Raw genomic sequence first — 18,080 nt, 5'->3', positions numbered from 1 at the left:
AGAGGTTCTAGTAGCTCCATACTCTCCTGTTCTATTCAATTATTTCTAAATGAATACTTGGGGAATAGGATGAATAAATCATGAGTAAACAGAAGTTATTATATACGTTTTTATTGTTAGCACTTTTTTCTGTATTTATTGTAGGGTGCGGTCAAAAAGAAAAGGTCGAAAACGAAGAGAGTGGACAAGCTAAAACACGCATTATCACAGATATGGTAGGAAATGATGTTGAACTTCCAAACAAAATCGAACGGGTTTATATTACATCTATTTATCCTTTGCCGGCTGTATACAGTTATTATAAAGGATCAACTGAAGGTCTAGTTGGAATACCAGAAGCAGCTATGGTTCCTGCGAAGCAAGGTTTTTTCTCTAAGGTATTTCCTGATATTAAAGATGTCTCAACTGCAAAGAACGATGTCATTAATATTGAAGAAATTCTTGCTTTGAAACCTGATGTCGTGTTTTATAATGCAGGTAAAAAAGAAGAATATGAAATGCTGAAAAAAGCAGGAATACCAGCTGTTGGCTTTACGACAGCTATGACTGAGGATGCGGATGTATTTGCGAATCTTGAAGGGTGGCTAGACCAACTTGGAGAGATTTTTGGAGATACTGAGAGAAGCGATAAGTTGATTGCTTATAATAAACAAACGCTGAAATCGATAGTTAAGAAAACGCAAGGTCTAGAACAAAGTGAAAAGCCTCGAGCAATGATTATATATGCACATAATGATAATATGCTACAAATAGCGGGTAGTGAGCATTATAGTCAATTTTGGCTAGAGAAATCTGGAGCTATTAATGTAGCATCATCCATCAAAAAAATTGGTACAGCCGATATGGAGCAAATTTTAGCATGGGATCCAGAAGTTATTTATATTACCTCTTTTACTCCGACCATGCCTGAAGACCTGATTCAAAATCAGATTAAGGGCTATGATTGGAGTAAAGTAACGGCCGTAAAGAATAAACAGGTATATAAAATACCAATGGGAACATATCGATGGTTCACGCCTTCAGTAGAAGCAAGTCTTATGTTGCAATGGATGACTGCTATTAATCATCCACAATGGTATGAGGAAAACACTTTATCTACTATTACGAAGGATTTCTTTAAGGAATTTTATCAATATAAAATGACAGATGAAGAATTGGATCAATTATATAGATTAAAAGATTCGACAGTTGGACATAGCGAATCATAATGATTAGAGGAAAAAGTGTGTTTTATGTTTGGCTGGCTATACTTCCAGTGGTTTGTGCGATGTTTTCATTATGCGTAGGAAGATATTATTTATCTTTGGAAGAGGTGCTTCGTGCACTTCTTTCTCCATTTGGTTATTCTTCGGTTGAGCAAGTGAATGATATTGTTCTACATATTCGCCTTCCAAGAGTGCTTATGGCACTGATGTTAGGAGCTGCTTTAGCGGTTGCAGGTACAGCATTTCAAGCGGTGTTTAGAAATCCTTTAGCTTCACCAGATACAACAGGCGTTTCTTCGGGAGCGGCTTTTGGTGCAGCTTTAGGTCTTTTGCTTTTTAATAGTGTATGGGCAGTACAAGTTATCTCTTTAATGGGTGGAGCGATTGCGATTGGTTTTACCTACTGGCTTAGTCGTTTAAAATCAGAAATACATGTGCATGTCATATTATTAGCAGGAGTTATTGTCTCATCCTTCTTCACGGCGTTAATTGCCTTAATTAAATATGTAGCAGACCCGGAGTCGAAGCTTCCAGAAATAACATACTGGTTAATGGGGAGTTTGACTGGATCAGATTATCAGGATGTACTTATTGGAGGATTACTGATTCTAGTTGCTATATTCGTTATCTTTCTTTTGAAATGGCGATTAAACATTATGTTGTTACCTGATACGGAGATTACAGCACTTGGCATGAATGCTCATCGTATCCGTTGGGTGATTATTATTGCATCTACTATATTGATTGCCTCGTCTGTATCAATTGCAGGACAGATTGGCTGGATTGGTCTTGTCATTCCTCATATGGTACGGACAATTGTAGGGAATGATTATCGGAAAATCATTCCGGCATCCATTAGCATTGGAGCTTCTTATCTTTTAATTGTAGATACACTTTGTAGGACTGTGACTAGTGCAGAAATACCAATATCGATTGTAACCGCTTTGCTGGGAGCACCAATATTCGTGTATTTGTTCTACCGGAAAAGGGAGGAATGGTTTTGAAGCTACACATTCATAATGGATGTTTTGCATATGGCGATAAGCAAGTGTTTAATCAAGTGAATATAGAGTTGAAGAAAAATGAAATTTTAGCGATTATGGGACCGAATGGAGCGGGGAAGACAACATTCATTAAATGTATTATGAATATGCTTAAATGGACACAAGGTAGTTGCTATTTAGATGGAAGGGATATGGCAGACATTCCAATTAAAGATTTATGGAAACAAATTTCTTATGTACCTCAGTCTAATTCCAATCGTCTTCTTTGTACGATTAAAGAGATGATTCTTCTTGGACGTAGCGCTCATATAGGTTTATTAAGTGAGCCTAAAAAGAAGGATGTACAGAAAACAGAAGAAATGATGGAATTACTGGGTATCCACCATTTAGCAGATTCTATGTGCAAGCATGTTAGTGGTGGTGAATATCAAATGGCTTTATTAGCTAGAGCTCTAGTTTCAGAGCCAGAGTTGTTGATATTAGATGAACCAGAAGCAAATTTGGATTTTAAAAATCGTTTGCTAGTTCTTGAAACGATTAAGAGAATTTCATCTAAGGTTACATGTATTATGAATACACATTACCCTGAACACGCGATGCAGCTTGCTAATCAAACGCTTTTGTTTATGGGGGCCAATCATCATCTAGTTGGGGATAGTGCAGAAATTATTACAGAAGATAACTTGCGAAAATCATTAGAAGTAGACGTTATTATCGGTTGTAATGAGCGGTTAGGAGAAAGTCGTCCTTATATTATTCCTGTCCAGTCTATATGAGTGGAATGAGGCTGTCCAATAACTTAGGATCAGCCTCATTGTTTCTATAATATAATTCTTCTTTTTTTATTATTAATAGAAGAAAAAAGTTTACCAAGTTTTTTTCCTCTTCTTTATCCTCTATCTTGTTAAAAAACTTTTACACATTTCGGAAACATCAAGAGAATAGCCTGAAAATCCTGACAAAAAACTTTTACATGTGAAAAAATTCACAACATCCATACCTTCTTTACACATATTGTAGAAAAACTTTTTATGCAGCATCAGCTTCTACAAATATGAAAAATTCCTCTTTTCCCTTCATGAGTGAAGGGAATCCCCTATTTTGTTAAAAAACTTTTACGTAATGACACTTTTTCTTGAAATCAGCCAGGTTTAGTTAGTAAAAATTTTTTTACGTGTAAAAAAATTCGCAATACTAATAGTGAATTAGAACGTGATTTTCTTCACAAATATAATTTGAATAGTAATTTTGTAGTTTTTGATTAGAAAAAGTAACGAAAAGTTGGCACGCTTTTTGCATTATATATTTGTGATAAAAGAAAATCATTATTTTATTTTGTTTTCTGCATGTAAGTGAAAACATGGATATAAGCATGATTTAGTGTTGATTTTTGCTTTTTCTATAGAAAAATAAAAAGTTGGCACGCTTCTTGCATTATATATTTGTGGCAAAAGAAAATTATGATTTTTATTTTGAAATTATGATTTTTATTTTTCTAAGTTTTATCTCAAAGCATTTATATAAGCATGATTTAGTGTGAATTTATTCTTTTTTCTATGAAAAATAAAAGTTGGCACGTTTCTTGCATTATATATTCGTGGCAGGTGAAATACTGCTTTGATGTTATGAAGGGCTTAATACATTTGAGGAGGTGGAAGACCAGGAGGATCTTTAGCAAAAAGGAATGGATGTGTGCAACGTTTTATTGAAAGCGAAGTATAGTATCACAATCTATCCAAATTCAATTTCATAAAAAATTTTCACGTCCAATATGTTAAGCCCAATCTGCTAACAATTATTGAAACTGATCAAACTGGGCATGTTTCGTAAACGGTTAAAGGAAGGAAGTCGAATTATATTGGAAAAAAAGAAAATGAAACTCGACCATATACTATTTTGGCCGCCGTTAATACTAATCGCTATTGTTTGTGGATTTATAATTAGCGATGTTGATAGAGCAAACGAAATTTCAAATAAAGCGCTTGCTTGGACGACAGATAAACTTGGTTGGGCCTTTGAGTGGTATGTAATTATACTTTTCTTTATTGCTATGTATCTTATCTTCGGTAAGTTGAAAGACAAGAAGTTAGGAGATGGCGCACCTGAATTTAAGACTAGTACTTGGTTAGGAATGATGTTTACATCAACTTCAAGTGCGACACTTATTTATTGGGCAACAATTGAATGGTATTACTACATGGAAGCTCCACCGCATGGTGCTGAACCATTCTCGCTACAAGCAGCAAACTGGGCTTCAGCATATGGTATGTTCCACTGGGGATTAATTCCGTGTGCTATGTACGTTGTAATTGGTGTAGCAATGGGTTATAGCTTCTTCGTTAAGAAGAGAGATGTTGTTAGACCGAGTGCTGTGTGTGGCGTTTTAGGAAAAAGAAAAGAAGGTTGGTTAGGTAAGCTAATCGATATTCTTTATATCATCGGTATGGTTGCAGGGGTAGGTACTTCATTAGGTTTAGGAACTCCGCTTGTAGCTGAACTTATTTCTAAGATTTTTGGAGTCGAGCATACATTATCTCTTGATGGTTATATTCTAATTGCTTGGATTATTCTATTCTCAATTAGCGTGTACTTTGGAATCCAAAAAGGTATTAAAATCCTTAGTGATATCCGTGTTTGGTTAACATTTGTTGTTCTTATTTTCGTAGCTGTATTTGGTCCTACATCATATATTTTAAATGGTTTTACTGATGGTTTAGGAACAATGCTACAAAACATCATCAGAATGACATTCTATACAGATACTTATGGTGGATCTGGATTCCCACAAGCTTGGACAATCTTCTATTGGGCATGGTTCTTGAACTGTGTTATCTCGTACGCAATCTATCTTGCGCGTATTTCCAAAGGAAGAACAGTTCGCCAATTCTGTTTAGCAGTACTAGGTTCTATTGTTATTGGTCAAACAGTATTCTTTGCTGTATTTACTAACTTTGCAATGAATGCTCATTATGAAGGAATAATCAACATTGGTGCAATTATGGAACAATCAGGTCCAGCACGAGCAATCGTTGAAATTTGGGGTACTTTACCGCTAGCTAGTATCGTATTACCTGTTTTCTTAATTTACGCATTCATCTCAACAACAACTTTCATTAACGGTGTTGCTTATACGTTAGCGATGGTTACAACTAAAAACATTACAGAAAATGATGAACCTTCTAGATTAAACCGTGTAGTTTGGGCATTAATTCTTGGTTCATTAGCAATCTGTCTACTAATGCTAGGTGGACTGAAGCCTTTACAAACAGCTTCTGTTTTAGGTGGTATACCAATGATGATCGTTTGTATCATTATTCCAATTTCGTTCTTCAGAGAAGTTAAGAAAGACAATTGGGCAATGGATTACCATGTAGCAAAGGCAAAGCAAGAAAAAAGCATGAAGAAGTAAAAAATTGATAAAAGTTTAAATGAAATGCAATAAAACATGTGAATGTTCTCACATCACGTGATTAACAGTTTAAATGGTTTTGTTACTTAAAGTTCATTGATACGTGGGTAAAAGCTGATACAAGCGCCTTACGTTTAAGGCAGTTTACCTCTTTAGGAAATTGATCAAGAATGATTGTTTGTATGACGTTTCTATTATTCGTATGTGAAGAACGTAACAGAAATTTGTGAGTAATCGGGAATAGTGGAGATTTTGAAAAGATACGCCACTAATTGTGATTAATTTCACAATGTATAAGTAGATATACAGCAAGGCATTAGGTACTGAGGGTTATAGCCTAATCTGAAGCAATCATTGTAGGAGGGTGCAAACAGATTGAGCATTCCGAAAGATGTATAACTACTACATGACTGCCTGAATGTGGCAAATGTTCTCAAGAGCCATTGATGCTGCATGATACCAGGGTTTCTCTAGGGAAAACGTAGAGAAATACTAACTTGAATTCAATAAATATTTGGAGGGTTCATAATGGATTTTAGACTTAATGATGAACAAGAACTATTAGTAAAAGGAATTCGTGAGTTAATGGCTCGTGAAAACTGGGATGCTTACTTTGAAGAGTGTGACAGAAATAGCCAATATCCAGAAAGATTCGTAAAAGAATTAGCGGATTTAGGAATCGATAGCATTTTATTACCTGAAGAGCATGGCGGATTTGATGCAGGTCTTGTAACTATTGCTGCAGCTTGGGAAGAGCTTGGAAGATTAGGTGCACCAACTTATGTTCTATATCAAATTCCGGGATTCAACACAATCCTACGTGAAGGTACACAAGAGCAAATTGATAAAATCATGGCTTTACACGGAACTGGTAAACAAATGTGGAACTCAGCAATCACTGAGCCAGGTGCAGGATCTGATGTAGGTAGCTTACAAACTACATACACTCGTAAAGATGGAAAAGTAATCTTAAACGGTCATAAAACATTCATCACAAGTGGAGCTGGCGTTCCTTACTTAGTTGTAATGGCAAGAGATTCTGAAAACTATGATACGTTCACTGAATGGTTCGTTGATATGACTTTACCAGGTATCAAAATCGAAAAACTTGAAAAATTAGGTTTACGTATGGATAGCTGCTGTGAAATCTATTTCGACGGTGTTGAATTAGAAGAAAAAGATATGTTCGGTAAAGAAGGAAATGGTTTCAACCGTGTTAAAGAAGAATTCGACTTCGAACGTTTCTTAGTAGGTTGCACAAACTATGCTACTGCACTTTGCGCACTTGAAGATGCTGCTAAGTATGCTAACCAACGTGTACAATTCGGCGAAACAATCGGTCGTTTCCAATTAACTCAAGAAAAATTCTGTAACATGGCAATCAAAGTTAAGAACATGAAGAACATGTTATACGAAACTGCTTGGAAATTCGATAACGGAGAAATGAACTCTGGAGATGCTGCAATGTGTAAATACTACTGTGCAAATGCTGCTTTTGAAGTAGTAGATGATGCAATGCAAATCTTAGCAGGTGTAGCTATCGCTGGTGATCACCGTATCGCTCGCTTCTGGCGTGACCTTCGTGTAGACCGTGTATCTGGTGGTTCTGACGAAATGCAAATCTTAACTGCAGGTAGAGCAGTTCTTAAGCAATACCGTTAATTTTAAAACTATTTTAAAAGATTAATAGAGCAGATTTTTTAATGATAGAGAGGAGGAATTTTTGATGGCAAACGCAACAACTATGCCAGCATTTGGTAACTTGCAAGGAGTAAAGGTAGTATATTCAGCAATGGAAATTGCAGCTCCAGTAGCAGCTGAGCTATTGGCAGAATGGGGAGCAGATGTTACTTGGATTGAGAACACTTTTTATGGTGACTCAATGCGAGATACAACATATGTAAAAGAATTAGAGCGTCGTAACCAACGCAGTATTCAATTGAACGTTTTCTCTGAAGAAGGTCGAGAAGTACTATTTAACCTAGTTAAAGATGCAGATATCTTCATTGAATCTAGTAAAGGTCCTGCTTATGCAAAACGTGGTATTACAGATGAATTGTTATGGGAACATAACCCATCACTTGTTATTGTTCACGTATCAGGGTTTGGACAATATGGTGTAGAAAGTCGTGTTAATCGCGCGGCTTACGACTTAACAGTTCAAGCTTACAGCGGATACCTTTCTCAAAATGGAACTCCAGAGCAACCAATGGCAGCTGCTCCATACCTAGGAGATTATGCAACATCTTTAATGGTAGTTGGATCATCACTTGCAGCTCTGAATAAAGCAAAAGAAACAGGTGTAGGAGAAAGCATCGATGTTGCAATGCACGAAGTTATGCTTCGTATCGGAGCTTACTACATGATGGATTTCTTAAACGAAGGTATTAAGTATCCACGTGCTGGTGCTAGACATCAAAACTTATGCGGTATTGGCGAATATAAATGTAAAGATGGTTTCATCGGTATTTGCTTATATGGCGCACCTCAAAACAAAGCAATCTTAGAGCGCATTGGTCTTGGACATCTTTGGGGAACTGAAGAAATTCCAGAAGGCACAACAGGTCTATGGTTAGATGGACCAAAGGCGCAATTAATTGAACAAAAACTAGAAGAATATCTTTTAACTAAAACAGTTGCTGAGGTTGAAGAAGATTTCTCTAACTGCAAAATTGCAGCAAATGCAGTATTAGAATTTGAAGACATTATTAACGAGCCACATTATGCGGCACGTGAAGACTTCATTGAATGGGAAACAATCGAAGGCAAAACAGTTAAAGGACCAAATATCTTCCCTAAATTTAAGAAGAATCCAGGACAAGTATGGCGTCCAATGCCATCACTTGGAATGGATACAGTGGATATCTTAACAAAAGCTGGTTATTCAACTGAACAAATTGAAGAACTATGTGAAAAAGGTATCGTAAAAGCAGGTAAAAGCCCTGTAACAGTGTGATGTATTAGAGAAAAATGAGGTGCATGGATGCATACATGCATGTGTGCATCTCGTTTATCATAAAAAATTTCTATATTTATAACAAACTACAAATTGATTAAGAAGGTGTAAACATATGAGAATTATTGCATGTTGTAAAGCTGTTCCTGAAGAACAAGATATCGTTATCGCAAAAGATCGCTCTGTGTCTTTTGATAAAGCGGAATGGAAATTCGGTTCATATGATTTAAATGCTGTAGAAGCAGGAAAACAACTTATTGACGCTGTTGGCGGTCAATTATCTGGTCTTTGTGCTGGAGGAAAAATTTTAGAAAACCCAAAAATGAAGAAAGACATCATTTCTCGTGGTTTAGATGATTTATATGTTGTAGCTGATGAAGCAGCAGAAAAATTAGATACACTTCAATCTGCACGCGTTCTAGGAGCTGCTATCAAGCAAATGGGCGAGTATGACTTAGTACTTTGCGGAGCTGGTTCATCGGACCTTTATGCTCAACAAGTAGGTAACCAATTAGGTGAATTACTTGGTGTACCAGTAGTTAATGCTGTAAACAAAATTACTGCAGAAGGCGACAAAGTAATTGTTGAACGTGCGATGGAAAACGAAATTCAAGTATTAGAAGTTTCATTACCAGCTGTTCTTTCTGTTACTTCTGAAATCAATACCCCACGTATTCCAGGTATGAAAGATATTATTGCAGCGAACAAAAAACCTATGACTAAATACGCTTTAGCTGACATCAATGTAGCGGATAACAACCCATCAAGCGAAGTAGTAAGTACATTAGCTCCTGAGCAAGTAGCTCGTCAATTAAACATCTTAGAAGGCGACTCAGAAGAAGTTGTAGCAGAATTCGTAAAATTACTTAGTGCTGAATTGAAATAATTTGATTTGATAAAAGAGGTGGAGATTTCATGACTTTAAATAATGTTTGGATTATAACTGACGATCAAAACGCAGTAGCAGAACTTTGCAACGGAGGACGCCAATTAGGTGAGCAAGTATCTGTAGTATTATTCGGAGACCAAGCTCAAGCGGAAGAAGCAATTGCTTTCGGAGCTGACCAAGTATTCTTATATGGAAAAACTTCAGAAATGATTGAAGGATATGCAAAATCAATCGCTGATATGCTTCGTGCAGAAGGTGCAAAACTAGTAATGGTTTATTCTTCTGTTAGCGGTAAGCTAATGGCTGGAAAAATCGCGACTCTATTAGGTACTAGTGCAATTTCTAACGTTTCTGATTTCGCTGTTGAAGATGGCAACGTAATCGTAAAACACATGGTATTTGGTGGTGCTGCAATTCGTACGGAAAAAGCATTATCAGAAACTGTTGTTGTAACAGTAGGATCAGGTGCATTTGAAAAAGCTGCTAAAGACGATGCTAGACAAGGAAAAGTAACAGAAGTAGCTGCTGAAGCAAGTGTAGCAGGTATTAAAGTTCTTGAACACCGTCCAAAACAAGGTGAAGTAGTTAACTTAGGTTCAGCTAAACGCGTTGTAGGTGTTGGACGTGGTTTCGCAGCTCAAGAAGATTTAAAAATGGCAGAAGAGCTTGCTGGCTTAATGGGTGCTGAAATGGCATGTAGCCGTCCAATCGCTGAAGGTGAAAAATGGATGAGTAAAGAGCGCTACATTGGTGTATCTGGTGTTGTTCTTAAACCAGAAGTTTACCTTTCTATGGGTATCTCTGGTCAAATCCAACACATGGTTGGTGTAAACCAAGCGAAAACACTAGTTGCAATTAACAAAGATAAAAATGCACCAGTGTTCAAACAAGCTGATATCGGTTTAGTTGGCGATATTTACACTGTTTTACCACAAATCATTGAAAAGATGAAAGCACTGTAAGAGATAGATTATTTCTTTTATGCTACTGGGAAGATGATGATAGCTTCTCAGTAGCAATCAAAAAAATACGTAATCCTAAAAAGGATATATTAGGTTGGTAGCTCAACTATTCGTAGGGGTGAAATCATTGAGTGACTTTGACGCTATTATTGTAGGAGGAGGACTTGCTGGTTCTACTGCAGCTTATATTTTGGCGCAGGAGGGTTTAGAGGTTCTACTTATTGAAAGAGGAAACTACGGTGGATCTAAAAATATGACAGGTGGTCGCCTTTATGCACATAGTTTAGAGAAAATTATTCCTAACTTTGCAGAGGAAGCACCAATTGAAAGAAGAGTTGTCAAAGAGCGTATTAGCATGATGACGGAAAATGATGCGGTAACAATGGACTATCGTTCTCCTCGCTTGGCTCAACAAGGCAGTGATTCTTATGTGGTTCAACGTGGTGAATTTGACCGTTGGCTATTTGATAAAGCTGAAGAAGCAGGTGCAACTGCTACAGCTGGTATTAAAGTAGATGAATTAATTGTAGAAAATAAACGTGTGACAGGTGTTATCTGCGGCGGAGAAGAAATGACAGCAGATGTAGTCATTCTAGCAGATGGCGTAAACTCTTTATTAGCAGAAAAGGCAGGTTTAAGAGAAAGAGTTAAACCTTCTCAAGTTGCTGTAGGAGTTAAGGAAACATACGAGCTTCCAGCAAAGGTTATTGAAGATCGTTTTGGCGTATCAAGTGATGAAGGGGCTGCATGTTTATATGCTGGTTCTCCTAGTAATGGACTTGTAGGTGGAGGCTTCTTATATACAAATAAGGAAAGTATCTCTATTGGTTTGGTTCTAGGTCTTAATCATATTGGCGATAGCGATAAAACTATCGAAGAAATGCTTGTAGGTTTCTCAAAACATCCTGAAATAGCTCCATTAATTAAAGACGGCAAGCTTCTTGAAAGAAGTGGTCATGTTGTACCTGAAGCAGGTTTATCTATGGTTTCAACATTGTACGGTGACGGTTTCTTAATTTGTGGCGATGCGGCAGGATTTTGTATAAACATCGGATATATGGTAAGAGGAATGGATTTAGCTATTACTTCAGGTGAATTAGCTGCAAGAGCTGTTATTGAAGCGAAAGAAAAAGGTGATTTTAGTTCAGCTACTCTTCAAAGTTATAAGACAAAGCTGGATGATAGCTTCATAATGAAAGACCTTTCAGTTTATAAAAAGTTCCCTGCATTTATGGAAAATCCTCGTATTTTTAACCAATATCCTACTATGCTTGCAGATATTATGGCAGAAATGTTTGTTATTGATGGAAAGCCAGCCGTTCCATTACGCAAGAAGGCTATGAAACACTTAAAAGCTGTTGGTCTTATGAATCTTGCTAAGGACGGATTAAAGGGGGTTAAATCTGTATGAGTGTAACTGTCGAAGAAAAATTAGGCGTAAATAAATATTTCGTTGATGAAGAGAATGCACATATCGAAATCGATCCTAACTATCCTGATATGAAAGAAAAAATGAAGCTTATTAATGCTTGCCCTGCAGGTGTGTACAAGCTGAATGATAATGGAACCTTAGCATTTGATTATGCAGGTTGTTTAGAGTGTGGTACTTGCAGAGTATTGTGTTTAGGTACTGTTGTGAAGAAATGGGAGTTTCCTGAAGGAACAATGGGTGTAGAATTCCGAATCGGTTAATCTAAAGCAATTATTTATAAATGATCTTAATGTAACTATCAGATTCGAGAAAAAGAGATTGGGGAATTTTTAAAAAGTGTAATAAGTTGTGGTACTGTCTTTTCCTTTACTATGTAAGGTTATTTGGACTAATGACAATGTTGGTCGTAATCTTTCAGACGTATCGATTCATTGTAAACATGTATTTGTACATCTTCGTTTACCTTATTTTGTTTGGTCACAAAAAATGTTACTAAACGTAGATGTACTAACTGTTTACAGAGTGCTTTTTTAAACACGATAACCCCATCTATTATGCGATTTAAAGGGTGTAATTCTTAAGTTATTAAATTAAGAGGTGGAATAAATGGCTGATATAGTGGGGAATAAGACTTTGCGAGATTTATGGGATGAACTTGCTTTCAATAATGGCGAGAAAACATTTTTAATATATGAAGCTCGCGATGGTAGTAAAAGTAATTTTACATATCAACAGTTTAATGAAGAAATTAACAAGACCGCAAATCTTTTTCTCGAATTAGGAATAAAAAAGGAAGAAAAGGTAGCTATTCATCTTCATAATTGTCCTGAATTTTTGATGTGCTGGTTCGGGCTTGCAAAAATTGGAGCAATTATGGTTCCTTTAAACATTCATTACACGCAAGAAGAATGTGATTATGTTCTGAAAAAGTGTGATGTAACGACTGTAATTACAGAAGAGGAATTTATCTCTATTCATAATAATAGACCGAATATAGATATTAAAAATATTTTGCTAGCAAGAACTGAAAAACAAATTAGTGGTATAACTAATTTTAAGAAAAATCAAAGTACTCAGCCAGGAACATTAAAAGAATATCGAACATTAAGCAGTGATGATGTGGCAGAAATTTTGTTTACATCTGGCACGACGTCAAGACCTAAGGGTGTTGTATTGACTCATTGTAATATATTATTTTCTGGAATTTTTGTTAACTGGCAAGCTGCATATAAAGAAGATGATCGCATGTTAACAATGATGCCTGCTTTTCATGTTGATTGTCAATTATGCGCTGTAATGCCGATTATTACAATCGGCGGCACGATTATTGTATTAGAAAAATATAGTGCAAGTCAGTATTGGAAGCAAGTATGCGACTATAAAGCAACACTTATCCAAACGTCCAGCATGATTGTTCGTACCTTAATGATGCAGCCAAAGCAAGAATGGGAAAAAAATCATTGTGTTCGTGAAGTGCTATATTATTTGCCGATTACGAATCAGGAAAAGAATGCATTTGAAGAACGCTTTAATGTGAAAATTTTAAATTCCTATGGCTTAAGTGAGTCGCTAGTTGGAGTAATTACAGATCCACCACATGGAGAAAGAAAGTGGCCTTCAATCGGAAAAGCTGGATTATCATATGAAGCAAAAATTGTTGATGATGAAGGTAATGAGGTTCCTCCAAATACGATTGGAGAAATCTATTTGAAGGGTGTACCTGGAAGAACGATTATGAAGGAATATTATATGGATCCAAAAGCAACTGCCAAAACATTGAGTGCTGATGGTTGGATGCGTACAGGCGATAAAGGCTATGTGGACGAGGCAGGCTGGTTTTATTTTGTCGATCGCAAAGTCAATATGATCAAAAGAGCTGGAGAAAATATTTCAACCACTGAAATTGAAAATATCCTTACATGTCATCCAAAGATTGCTGAAGCAGCGGTGATTGGTGTGCCTGATCCGATTCGCGACCAAGCAGTAAAGGCATTCATTATGTTTAAAGAAGGCGAAGAGCTAAGCAAGGAAGAAATCTTAGAATATTGCAGAGGGCGCATGGCTTCATTTAAAGTGCCATCCATTATTGAAATAAGAACATCTTTTCCGAGAACCTGCACATATAAGATACAAAAAAAGTGCTTAACTAAATAACAGATTTCTGATTGATAGTTTATATTCACAGACCTAACTCTCTATTTGTGAATAAATTCACTAATAAAATGGATGTAGATTATGCTCAAAGTCTGAAGGTTGATAACGTTAAGGGGGTGGTTAACGCTATATAAGTCGATGCTACAACAATCGTAAATACGTACTACCTTTTTCTAAAATCATAGATTGAAAAGAAAAGAGAGGATGAATAATATGGCAATTAAAACAGAGATGGTTGGACAAACATTTGGACCTTTTGAAAGAGAATATAACTTTAAAGATTTAATTCTGTTCGCTCTTGGCTGCGGTGCTGGAGTAGATGGTAAAACAGATTTACAATATGTGTACGAAAAAGATTTGAAAATTCTTCCAATGTTCGCAGCGATGCCGATCGTAGATAGTGAAGTTACAAAAACAATTGACTACGGCTACAATTATGCTGGTTCACTTCACTGGGGATTTGACTTACAATTCCACAAGCCATTAACAAAGCTTGAAGGTAAATTAAGCACACACGTATTACTAAAAGGATTATACGATCGTGGAGCAGATAGAGGTCTGTTAGCACAACATGTTGGGGAAACATTTGATGAAACAGGCGAAAAAATCTTTACGAACGAAAGCTGGGATTGCTTAATCTATGATGGCGGTTTTGGCGGTCCTAAGCCACCTAAAGATATCGTTGAAATTCCAGATAGAGAGCCAGATTTTGAGGTTGAAGAACGAATTCCTGAAAACCAAGCGTTAATCTATCGCTTATCAGGTGACTACCACCCACAACATATCGACTGGGAATATGCGAAAGCAAATGGTCAAATGAAACCAATCCTTCATGCTGTAAGTTTCGCAGGTGTTGCTTGCCGTCATTTCATTAACACAATTATTCCTGGTGAACCAGAACGCTTAACACGTTTCAAAACACGTATTACAGCTTCACTTCTTCCAGGTGCTACTCTTAAAACTCAAATGTGGAAAATGGGCGACAACAAAGTTCACTTTAGAGTAATCGATGCATATACACAAGCGAAGCCTTACTTAAACTTCGGAATTATTGAGTGGAAATAATATTTCAACATTCATTATAAGTGATACGGACTGACTATCGAGTATTGCTAATTGTAATTCATGTACTTAAGAACAGATTGATCAACAGAACGTTAATTCGGTGAGGATATTTATTTCTCACCGATTATTAGTTGAGTCAATCAAGTTTTCGTAGGCGTTGTATCTCCCACTTAAACGACTTGGTTTCCTCTTCGTTTCGAAGAGGGAGATAGTAGCGCCTTTATGAAGTAAGAAGATTCTAAGCCCCCCCTAATCATCATTAATCCACTAATATTGAGTAAAAACTTGCAGGCTATTAGTGTTACTACCATTTCTATAGAACATTCTATTGGTTCAGTTAATATGTATGCCATAGAGATGAATAAAGGTTTACCAGAAAGGGAGATAAAGAGTATGCAACCAAAAAAAATGCTCGATGATGTAGAATTAACGCCTTTTCTCAAAAAAATGATTCTTTTTGCTAGTGGTGGTCCATTCTTGGATGGATATGTGCTGGTTATTATAGGTGTCGCTCTTACACAATTAGGACCACAATTGAATTTAGATGCACATTGGAGTGCATTAGTTGGCGCTGCCGCATTGGTAGGGCTTTTTATAGGTACTGCCCTAGGTGGGTATGTAACAGATGTTGTGGGTCGTAAGAAGATGTTTACTATTGATATCATTGCAATTGCAATGATTTCTATTGGAACTATGTTTATTGCTACTCCAATGCAGCTTGTTGTAATGAGATTTTTAATAGGAATTGTTATTGGAGCAGATTATCCAATTGCTACTTCATTAGTAGCGGAGTTTACACCGCGAAAGTATAGAGCGATTTCTATGGGAATTATTGCGGCAGCATGGTATGTAGGTGCCACTGCAGCAAATATAGTAGGTTATGCTTTATGCGATATGGAAGATGGCTGGAGATGGATGCTTGGAAGTGCTGTTGTTCCTTGCGTGGTTCTTTTAATAGGACGCTGGGGTATTCCAGAATCGCCACGTTGGTTGGCGCGTAAAGGTCGCACTGAAGAGGCCAATGCCATTGTACATAAGTTATTTGGTGCGGATGTAGAATTAGAACCTGAAGAAATGACGAAAACTCGATATAGCAAGTTATTTGAAAAAGGATATTTTAGAAGAATTATATTCATCGGTACGATATGGGTATGTCAGGTTGTACCTATGTTTGGCTTATATACCTTTGGACCACAAATCATGAGTACATTCGGCTTAGGCGATGGAAAAGAAGCGGTTTTAGGGGAAATCATTATTAGTGCATTTTTCTTAATTGGCTGTATTCCAGCAATGTTTTGGTTGAATTCTATTGGGCGTCGACCTTTGCTAATAGGAAGTTTTGCAATTATGAGTATAGCGTTAGCCGTATTAGGTATTTTCCCTAATGCGAATGTATGGGTCGTTATTGCTGCCTTTGGCATTTATGCATTCTTTTCTGGTGGCCCTGGTATTTTGCAATGGTTATATCCGAACGAGCTTTTCCCAACGGATATTAGGGCTTCGGCAGTAGGAGCAGCGATGGCGTTCAGTCGAATTGGAACGGTTTTATCAACATATGCTTTACCGATTTTTATGAGTGCTTATGGAATTGGAGCAACGATGCTTGTTGGAACAATCATTACAGTCATTGGGTTGATTATATCTATAGCTATGGCTCCGGAGACAAAAGGATTGTTGTTAGCTGAATCTAGTTCGGTGAATTTAAAACATAAGAAAACATCCTATCGTTAAAAATAAAAATTGATGTTTCATTGGTAATTAAGTACGAATTTAATTAGAGGGGATACAACTAATGCGAAAGCTTCAAGGAATTATTTACGTAATCGCTGCTGCTACTTTTTTTGGTATTATGCCGATTTGGGTCAAATTAGCCTACACAACAGGCCTCACAGCTATTGACTTTACTTTTTTTCGTTCTGCTTTAGCTGCAGTGATGTTAGGGTTGTTCATATGTTACCGCAAGATGAGCTTTCGGGTAAAAAAACAACAAATGGCTCCAGTACTTGTAGCTTGTACATTTTTTACAGCTACTATTCTAATATTATATATGTCTTATAATTATGTAAGTGCTGGTGTCGCAACTTCTTTGCATTATTTGTTTCCTGTATTAGTTATGCTGTTTGCATATGTTTTATATCGTGAAAAGCTTCAGCTGTACAAATGGATTGCGGTCTTTATATCTTTGGTGGGGATTTATTTAATAGCTGATCCAGGAGGAAGCAGCTTTTCTCTTATTGGTGTTAGTCTAGCTATACTTTCAGCTGTGTTTTTTGCAATCTACGCACTGGTCATTAATCATCCCGAAGTGAAAAAACTTGATAGTTTAGTACTTGCTTTTTATTTGTGTGTGTTTGCTTTTTTAACCACTTTAGTACTTCTAATTATTCAAGGGAATTGGCTACCGACCATAACGTTAAAAGGGTTAGGTTATACATCATTAGTAAGTTTTTTCTGTACAGCATTATCGTTGATCTTCTTTATAAAAGGGGCACAAAGCATTGGATCAGCCAATGCATCCATACTTAGTACGATGGAACCAGTAGTTAGTCTTGTAGCAGGTGTTATCATTTTAAATGAACCATTTACTTGGTATACATCATTAGGCTGCATCATAATTGTTTCTGCTATAATTTTGATAGGCTTTGCTGATGTAAGAAAGAGTTCTCAATCTGAAAAAAAGCTAAAAAATGTATCCTAAGAAAGCTTGTTAATATGTAAAAGTCAGGTTTGACAATTGTCAGACCTGACTTTTTTGTACTTTAAGAAAGTTTAACTTCATTAAAGGAATAAAGTATATAATTTTGAATGGTGTCTAGCTCCAGCACCCAGCGACTAGTAGATTTCACCCATCTCCCTACGATAAGTCAACACGAAAAAGGCTACCGCCTCTTCGTGTTTCCTTTATCTCAGTCGAAGTGCTCCAATCTATACGTCGCAAAACGGGCTCTTGCGCTTTTCTAATATTTTCTGCTGAAAATTGATATCTCTTGTTACTCTACTAGAA

The 18,080-nt window shown here is 36.6% G+C and carries 14 protein-coding genes; all 14 read left to right on the top strand.

Annotation, left to right across the window (positions count from 1 at the left end; translation table 11 throughout):
* Positions 1-80 precede the first annotated feature (80 nt).
* The 14 genes from TX86_RS16580 to TX86_RS16515 all read left to right on the top strand — a co-directional run bounded on the left by TX86_RS16580 (position 81) and on the right by TX86_RS16515 (position 17,774).
* Positions 81-1,208, top strand: coding sequence for an ABC transporter substrate-binding protein (locus TX86_RS16580; protein WP_042350652.1), 1,128 nt, complete (start codon positions 81-83; stop codon positions 1,206-1,208).
* A gap of 17 nt (positions 1,209-1,225) precedes the next feature.
* Positions 1,226-2,209, top strand: coding sequence for a FecCD family ABC transporter permease (locus TX86_RS16575; RefSeq protein ID WP_230203670.1), 984 nt, complete (start codon positions 1,226-1,228; stop codon positions 2,207-2,209).
* The gene (locus TX86_RS16570; protein ID WP_052343714.1) at positions 2,206-2,985 is read left to right on the top strand and encodes an ABC transporter ATP-binding protein; all 780 of its coding nucleotides are present in this window, start codon (positions 2,206-2,208) and stop codon (positions 2,983-2,985) included. The genes TX86_RS16575 and TX86_RS16570 overlap by 4 nt, the downstream gene beginning before the upstream one ends.
* A 1,082-nt stretch (positions 2,986-4,067) precedes the next feature.
* Complete coding sequence (gene caiT, locus TX86_RS16565) at positions 4,068-5,618, top strand: L-carnitine/gamma-butyrobetaine antiporter (protein WP_081707726.1); 1,551 nt, start codon at positions 4,068-4,070, stop codon at positions 5,616-5,618.
* Positions 5,619-6,146: 528 nt separating this feature from the next.
* Positions 6,147-7,280 carry a crotonobetainyl-CoA dehydrogenase gene (gene caiA, locus TX86_RS16560; protein ID WP_042350648.1) on the top strand — a complete coding sequence of 378 codons (1,134 nt, stop codon included), beginning with the start codon at positions 6,147-6,149 and terminating at the stop codon, positions 7,278-7,280.
* 64 nt (positions 7,281-7,344) lie between these two features.
* Positions 7,345-8,574: an L-carnitine CoA-transferase gene (caiB, locus tag TX86_RS16555; RefSeq protein WP_042350647.1), complete on the top strand. Its 1,230-nt coding sequence runs from the start codon at positions 7,345-7,347 to the stop codon at positions 8,572-8,574.
* 115 nt (positions 8,575-8,689) lie between these two features.
* The gene (locus TX86_RS16550; protein ID WP_042350645.1) at positions 8,690-9,460 is read left to right on the top strand and encodes an electron transfer flavoprotein; all 771 of its coding nucleotides are present in this window, start codon (positions 8,690-8,692) and stop codon (positions 9,458-9,460) included.
* Positions 9,461-9,489: 29 nt separating this feature from the next.
* Positions 9,490-10,425, top strand: a complete 936-nt coding sequence (locus TX86_RS16545; protein WP_042350644.1) for an electron transfer flavoprotein subunit alpha/FixB family protein — start codon at positions 9,490-9,492, stop codon at positions 10,423-10,425.
* 127 nt (positions 10,426-10,552) lie between these two features.
* Positions 10,553-11,836, top strand: a complete 1,284-nt coding sequence (locus tag TX86_RS16540; RefSeq protein WP_154663150.1) for an FAD-dependent oxidoreductase — start codon at positions 10,553-10,555, stop codon at positions 11,834-11,836.
* Entirely contained in the window at positions 11,833-12,117 is a 285-nt protein-coding gene (locus TX86_RS16535) for a ferredoxin family protein (protein WP_042350641.1), read from the top strand. Before TX86_RS16540 ends, TX86_RS16535 begins: the two co-directional genes overlap by 4 nt.
* 346 nt (positions 12,118-12,463) lie before the next feature.
* Entirely contained in the window at positions 12,464-14,011 is a 1,548-nt protein-coding gene (gene caiC, locus TX86_RS16530; RefSeq protein ID WP_042350640.1) for a crotonobetaine/carnitine-CoA ligase, read from the top strand.
* A gap of 213 nt (positions 14,012-14,224) precedes the next feature.
* On the top strand, positions 14,225-15,076 hold the full coding sequence (locus TX86_RS16525) for a MaoC/PaaZ C-terminal domain-containing protein (protein WP_042350639.1): 852 nt from the start codon (positions 14,225-14,227) through the stop codon (positions 15,074-15,076).
* A 393-nt stretch (positions 15,077-15,469) separates the two neighbouring features.
* On the top strand, positions 15,470-16,807 hold the full coding sequence (locus TX86_RS16520; RefSeq protein WP_042350638.1) for an MFS transporter: 1,338 nt from the start codon (positions 15,470-15,472) through the stop codon (positions 16,805-16,807).
* Between the two features lie 61 nt (positions 16,808-16,868).
* Positions 16,869-17,774: a DMT family transporter gene (locus TX86_RS16515; RefSeq protein WP_042350636.1), complete on the top strand. Its 906-nt coding sequence runs from the start codon at positions 16,869-16,871 to the stop codon at positions 17,772-17,774.
* Positions 17,775-18,080 lie beyond the last annotated feature (306 nt).

This window comes from Bacillus massiliigorillae (genome assembly GCF_000380245.2).
Taxonomy (GTDB): Bacteria; Bacillota; Bacilli; order Bacillales; family DSM-1321; genus Bacillus_AD; species Bacillus_AD massiliigorillae.
Note: the sequence above shows the minus strand (reverse complement) of the source record. Positions and strands in the feature narration are given on the sequence as shown.

Coding starts and splice junctions, on each gene's coding strand:
- TX86_RS16515 (WP_042350636.1), top strand. CDS start 16,869: ATGCGAAAGCTTCAAGGAATTATTTACGTAATCGCTGCTGCTACTTTT.
- TX86_RS16525 (WP_042350639.1), top strand. CDS start 14,225: ATGGCAATTAAAACAGAGATGGTTGGACAAACATTTGGACCTTTTGAA.
- caiC (WP_042350640.1), top strand. CDS start 12,464: ATGGCTGATATAGTGGGGAATAAGACTTTGCGAGATTTATGGGATGAA.
- caiA (WP_042350648.1), top strand. CDS start 6,147: ATGGATTTTAGACTTAATGATGAACAAGAACTATTAGTAAAAGGAATT.
- caiB (WP_042350647.1), top strand. CDS start 7,345: ATGGCAAACGCAACAACTATGCCAGCATTTGGTAACTTGCAAGGAGTA.
- TX86_RS16580 (WP_042350652.1), top strand. CDS start 81: ATGAGTAAACAGAAGTTATTATATACGTTTTTATTGTTAGCACTTTTT.
- TX86_RS16545 (WP_042350644.1), top strand. CDS start 9,490: ATGACTTTAAATAATGTTTGGATTATAACTGACGATCAAAACGCAGTA.
- TX86_RS16550 (WP_042350645.1), top strand. CDS start 8,690: ATGAGAATTATTGCATGTTGTAAAGCTGTTCCTGAAGAACAAGATATC.
- TX86_RS16535 (WP_042350641.1), top strand. CDS start 11,833: ATGAGTGTAACTGTCGAAGAAAAATTAGGCGTAAATAAATATTTCGTT.
- TX86_RS16520 (WP_042350638.1), top strand. CDS start 15,470: ATGCAACCAAAAAAAATGCTCGATGATGTAGAATTAACGCCTTTTCTC.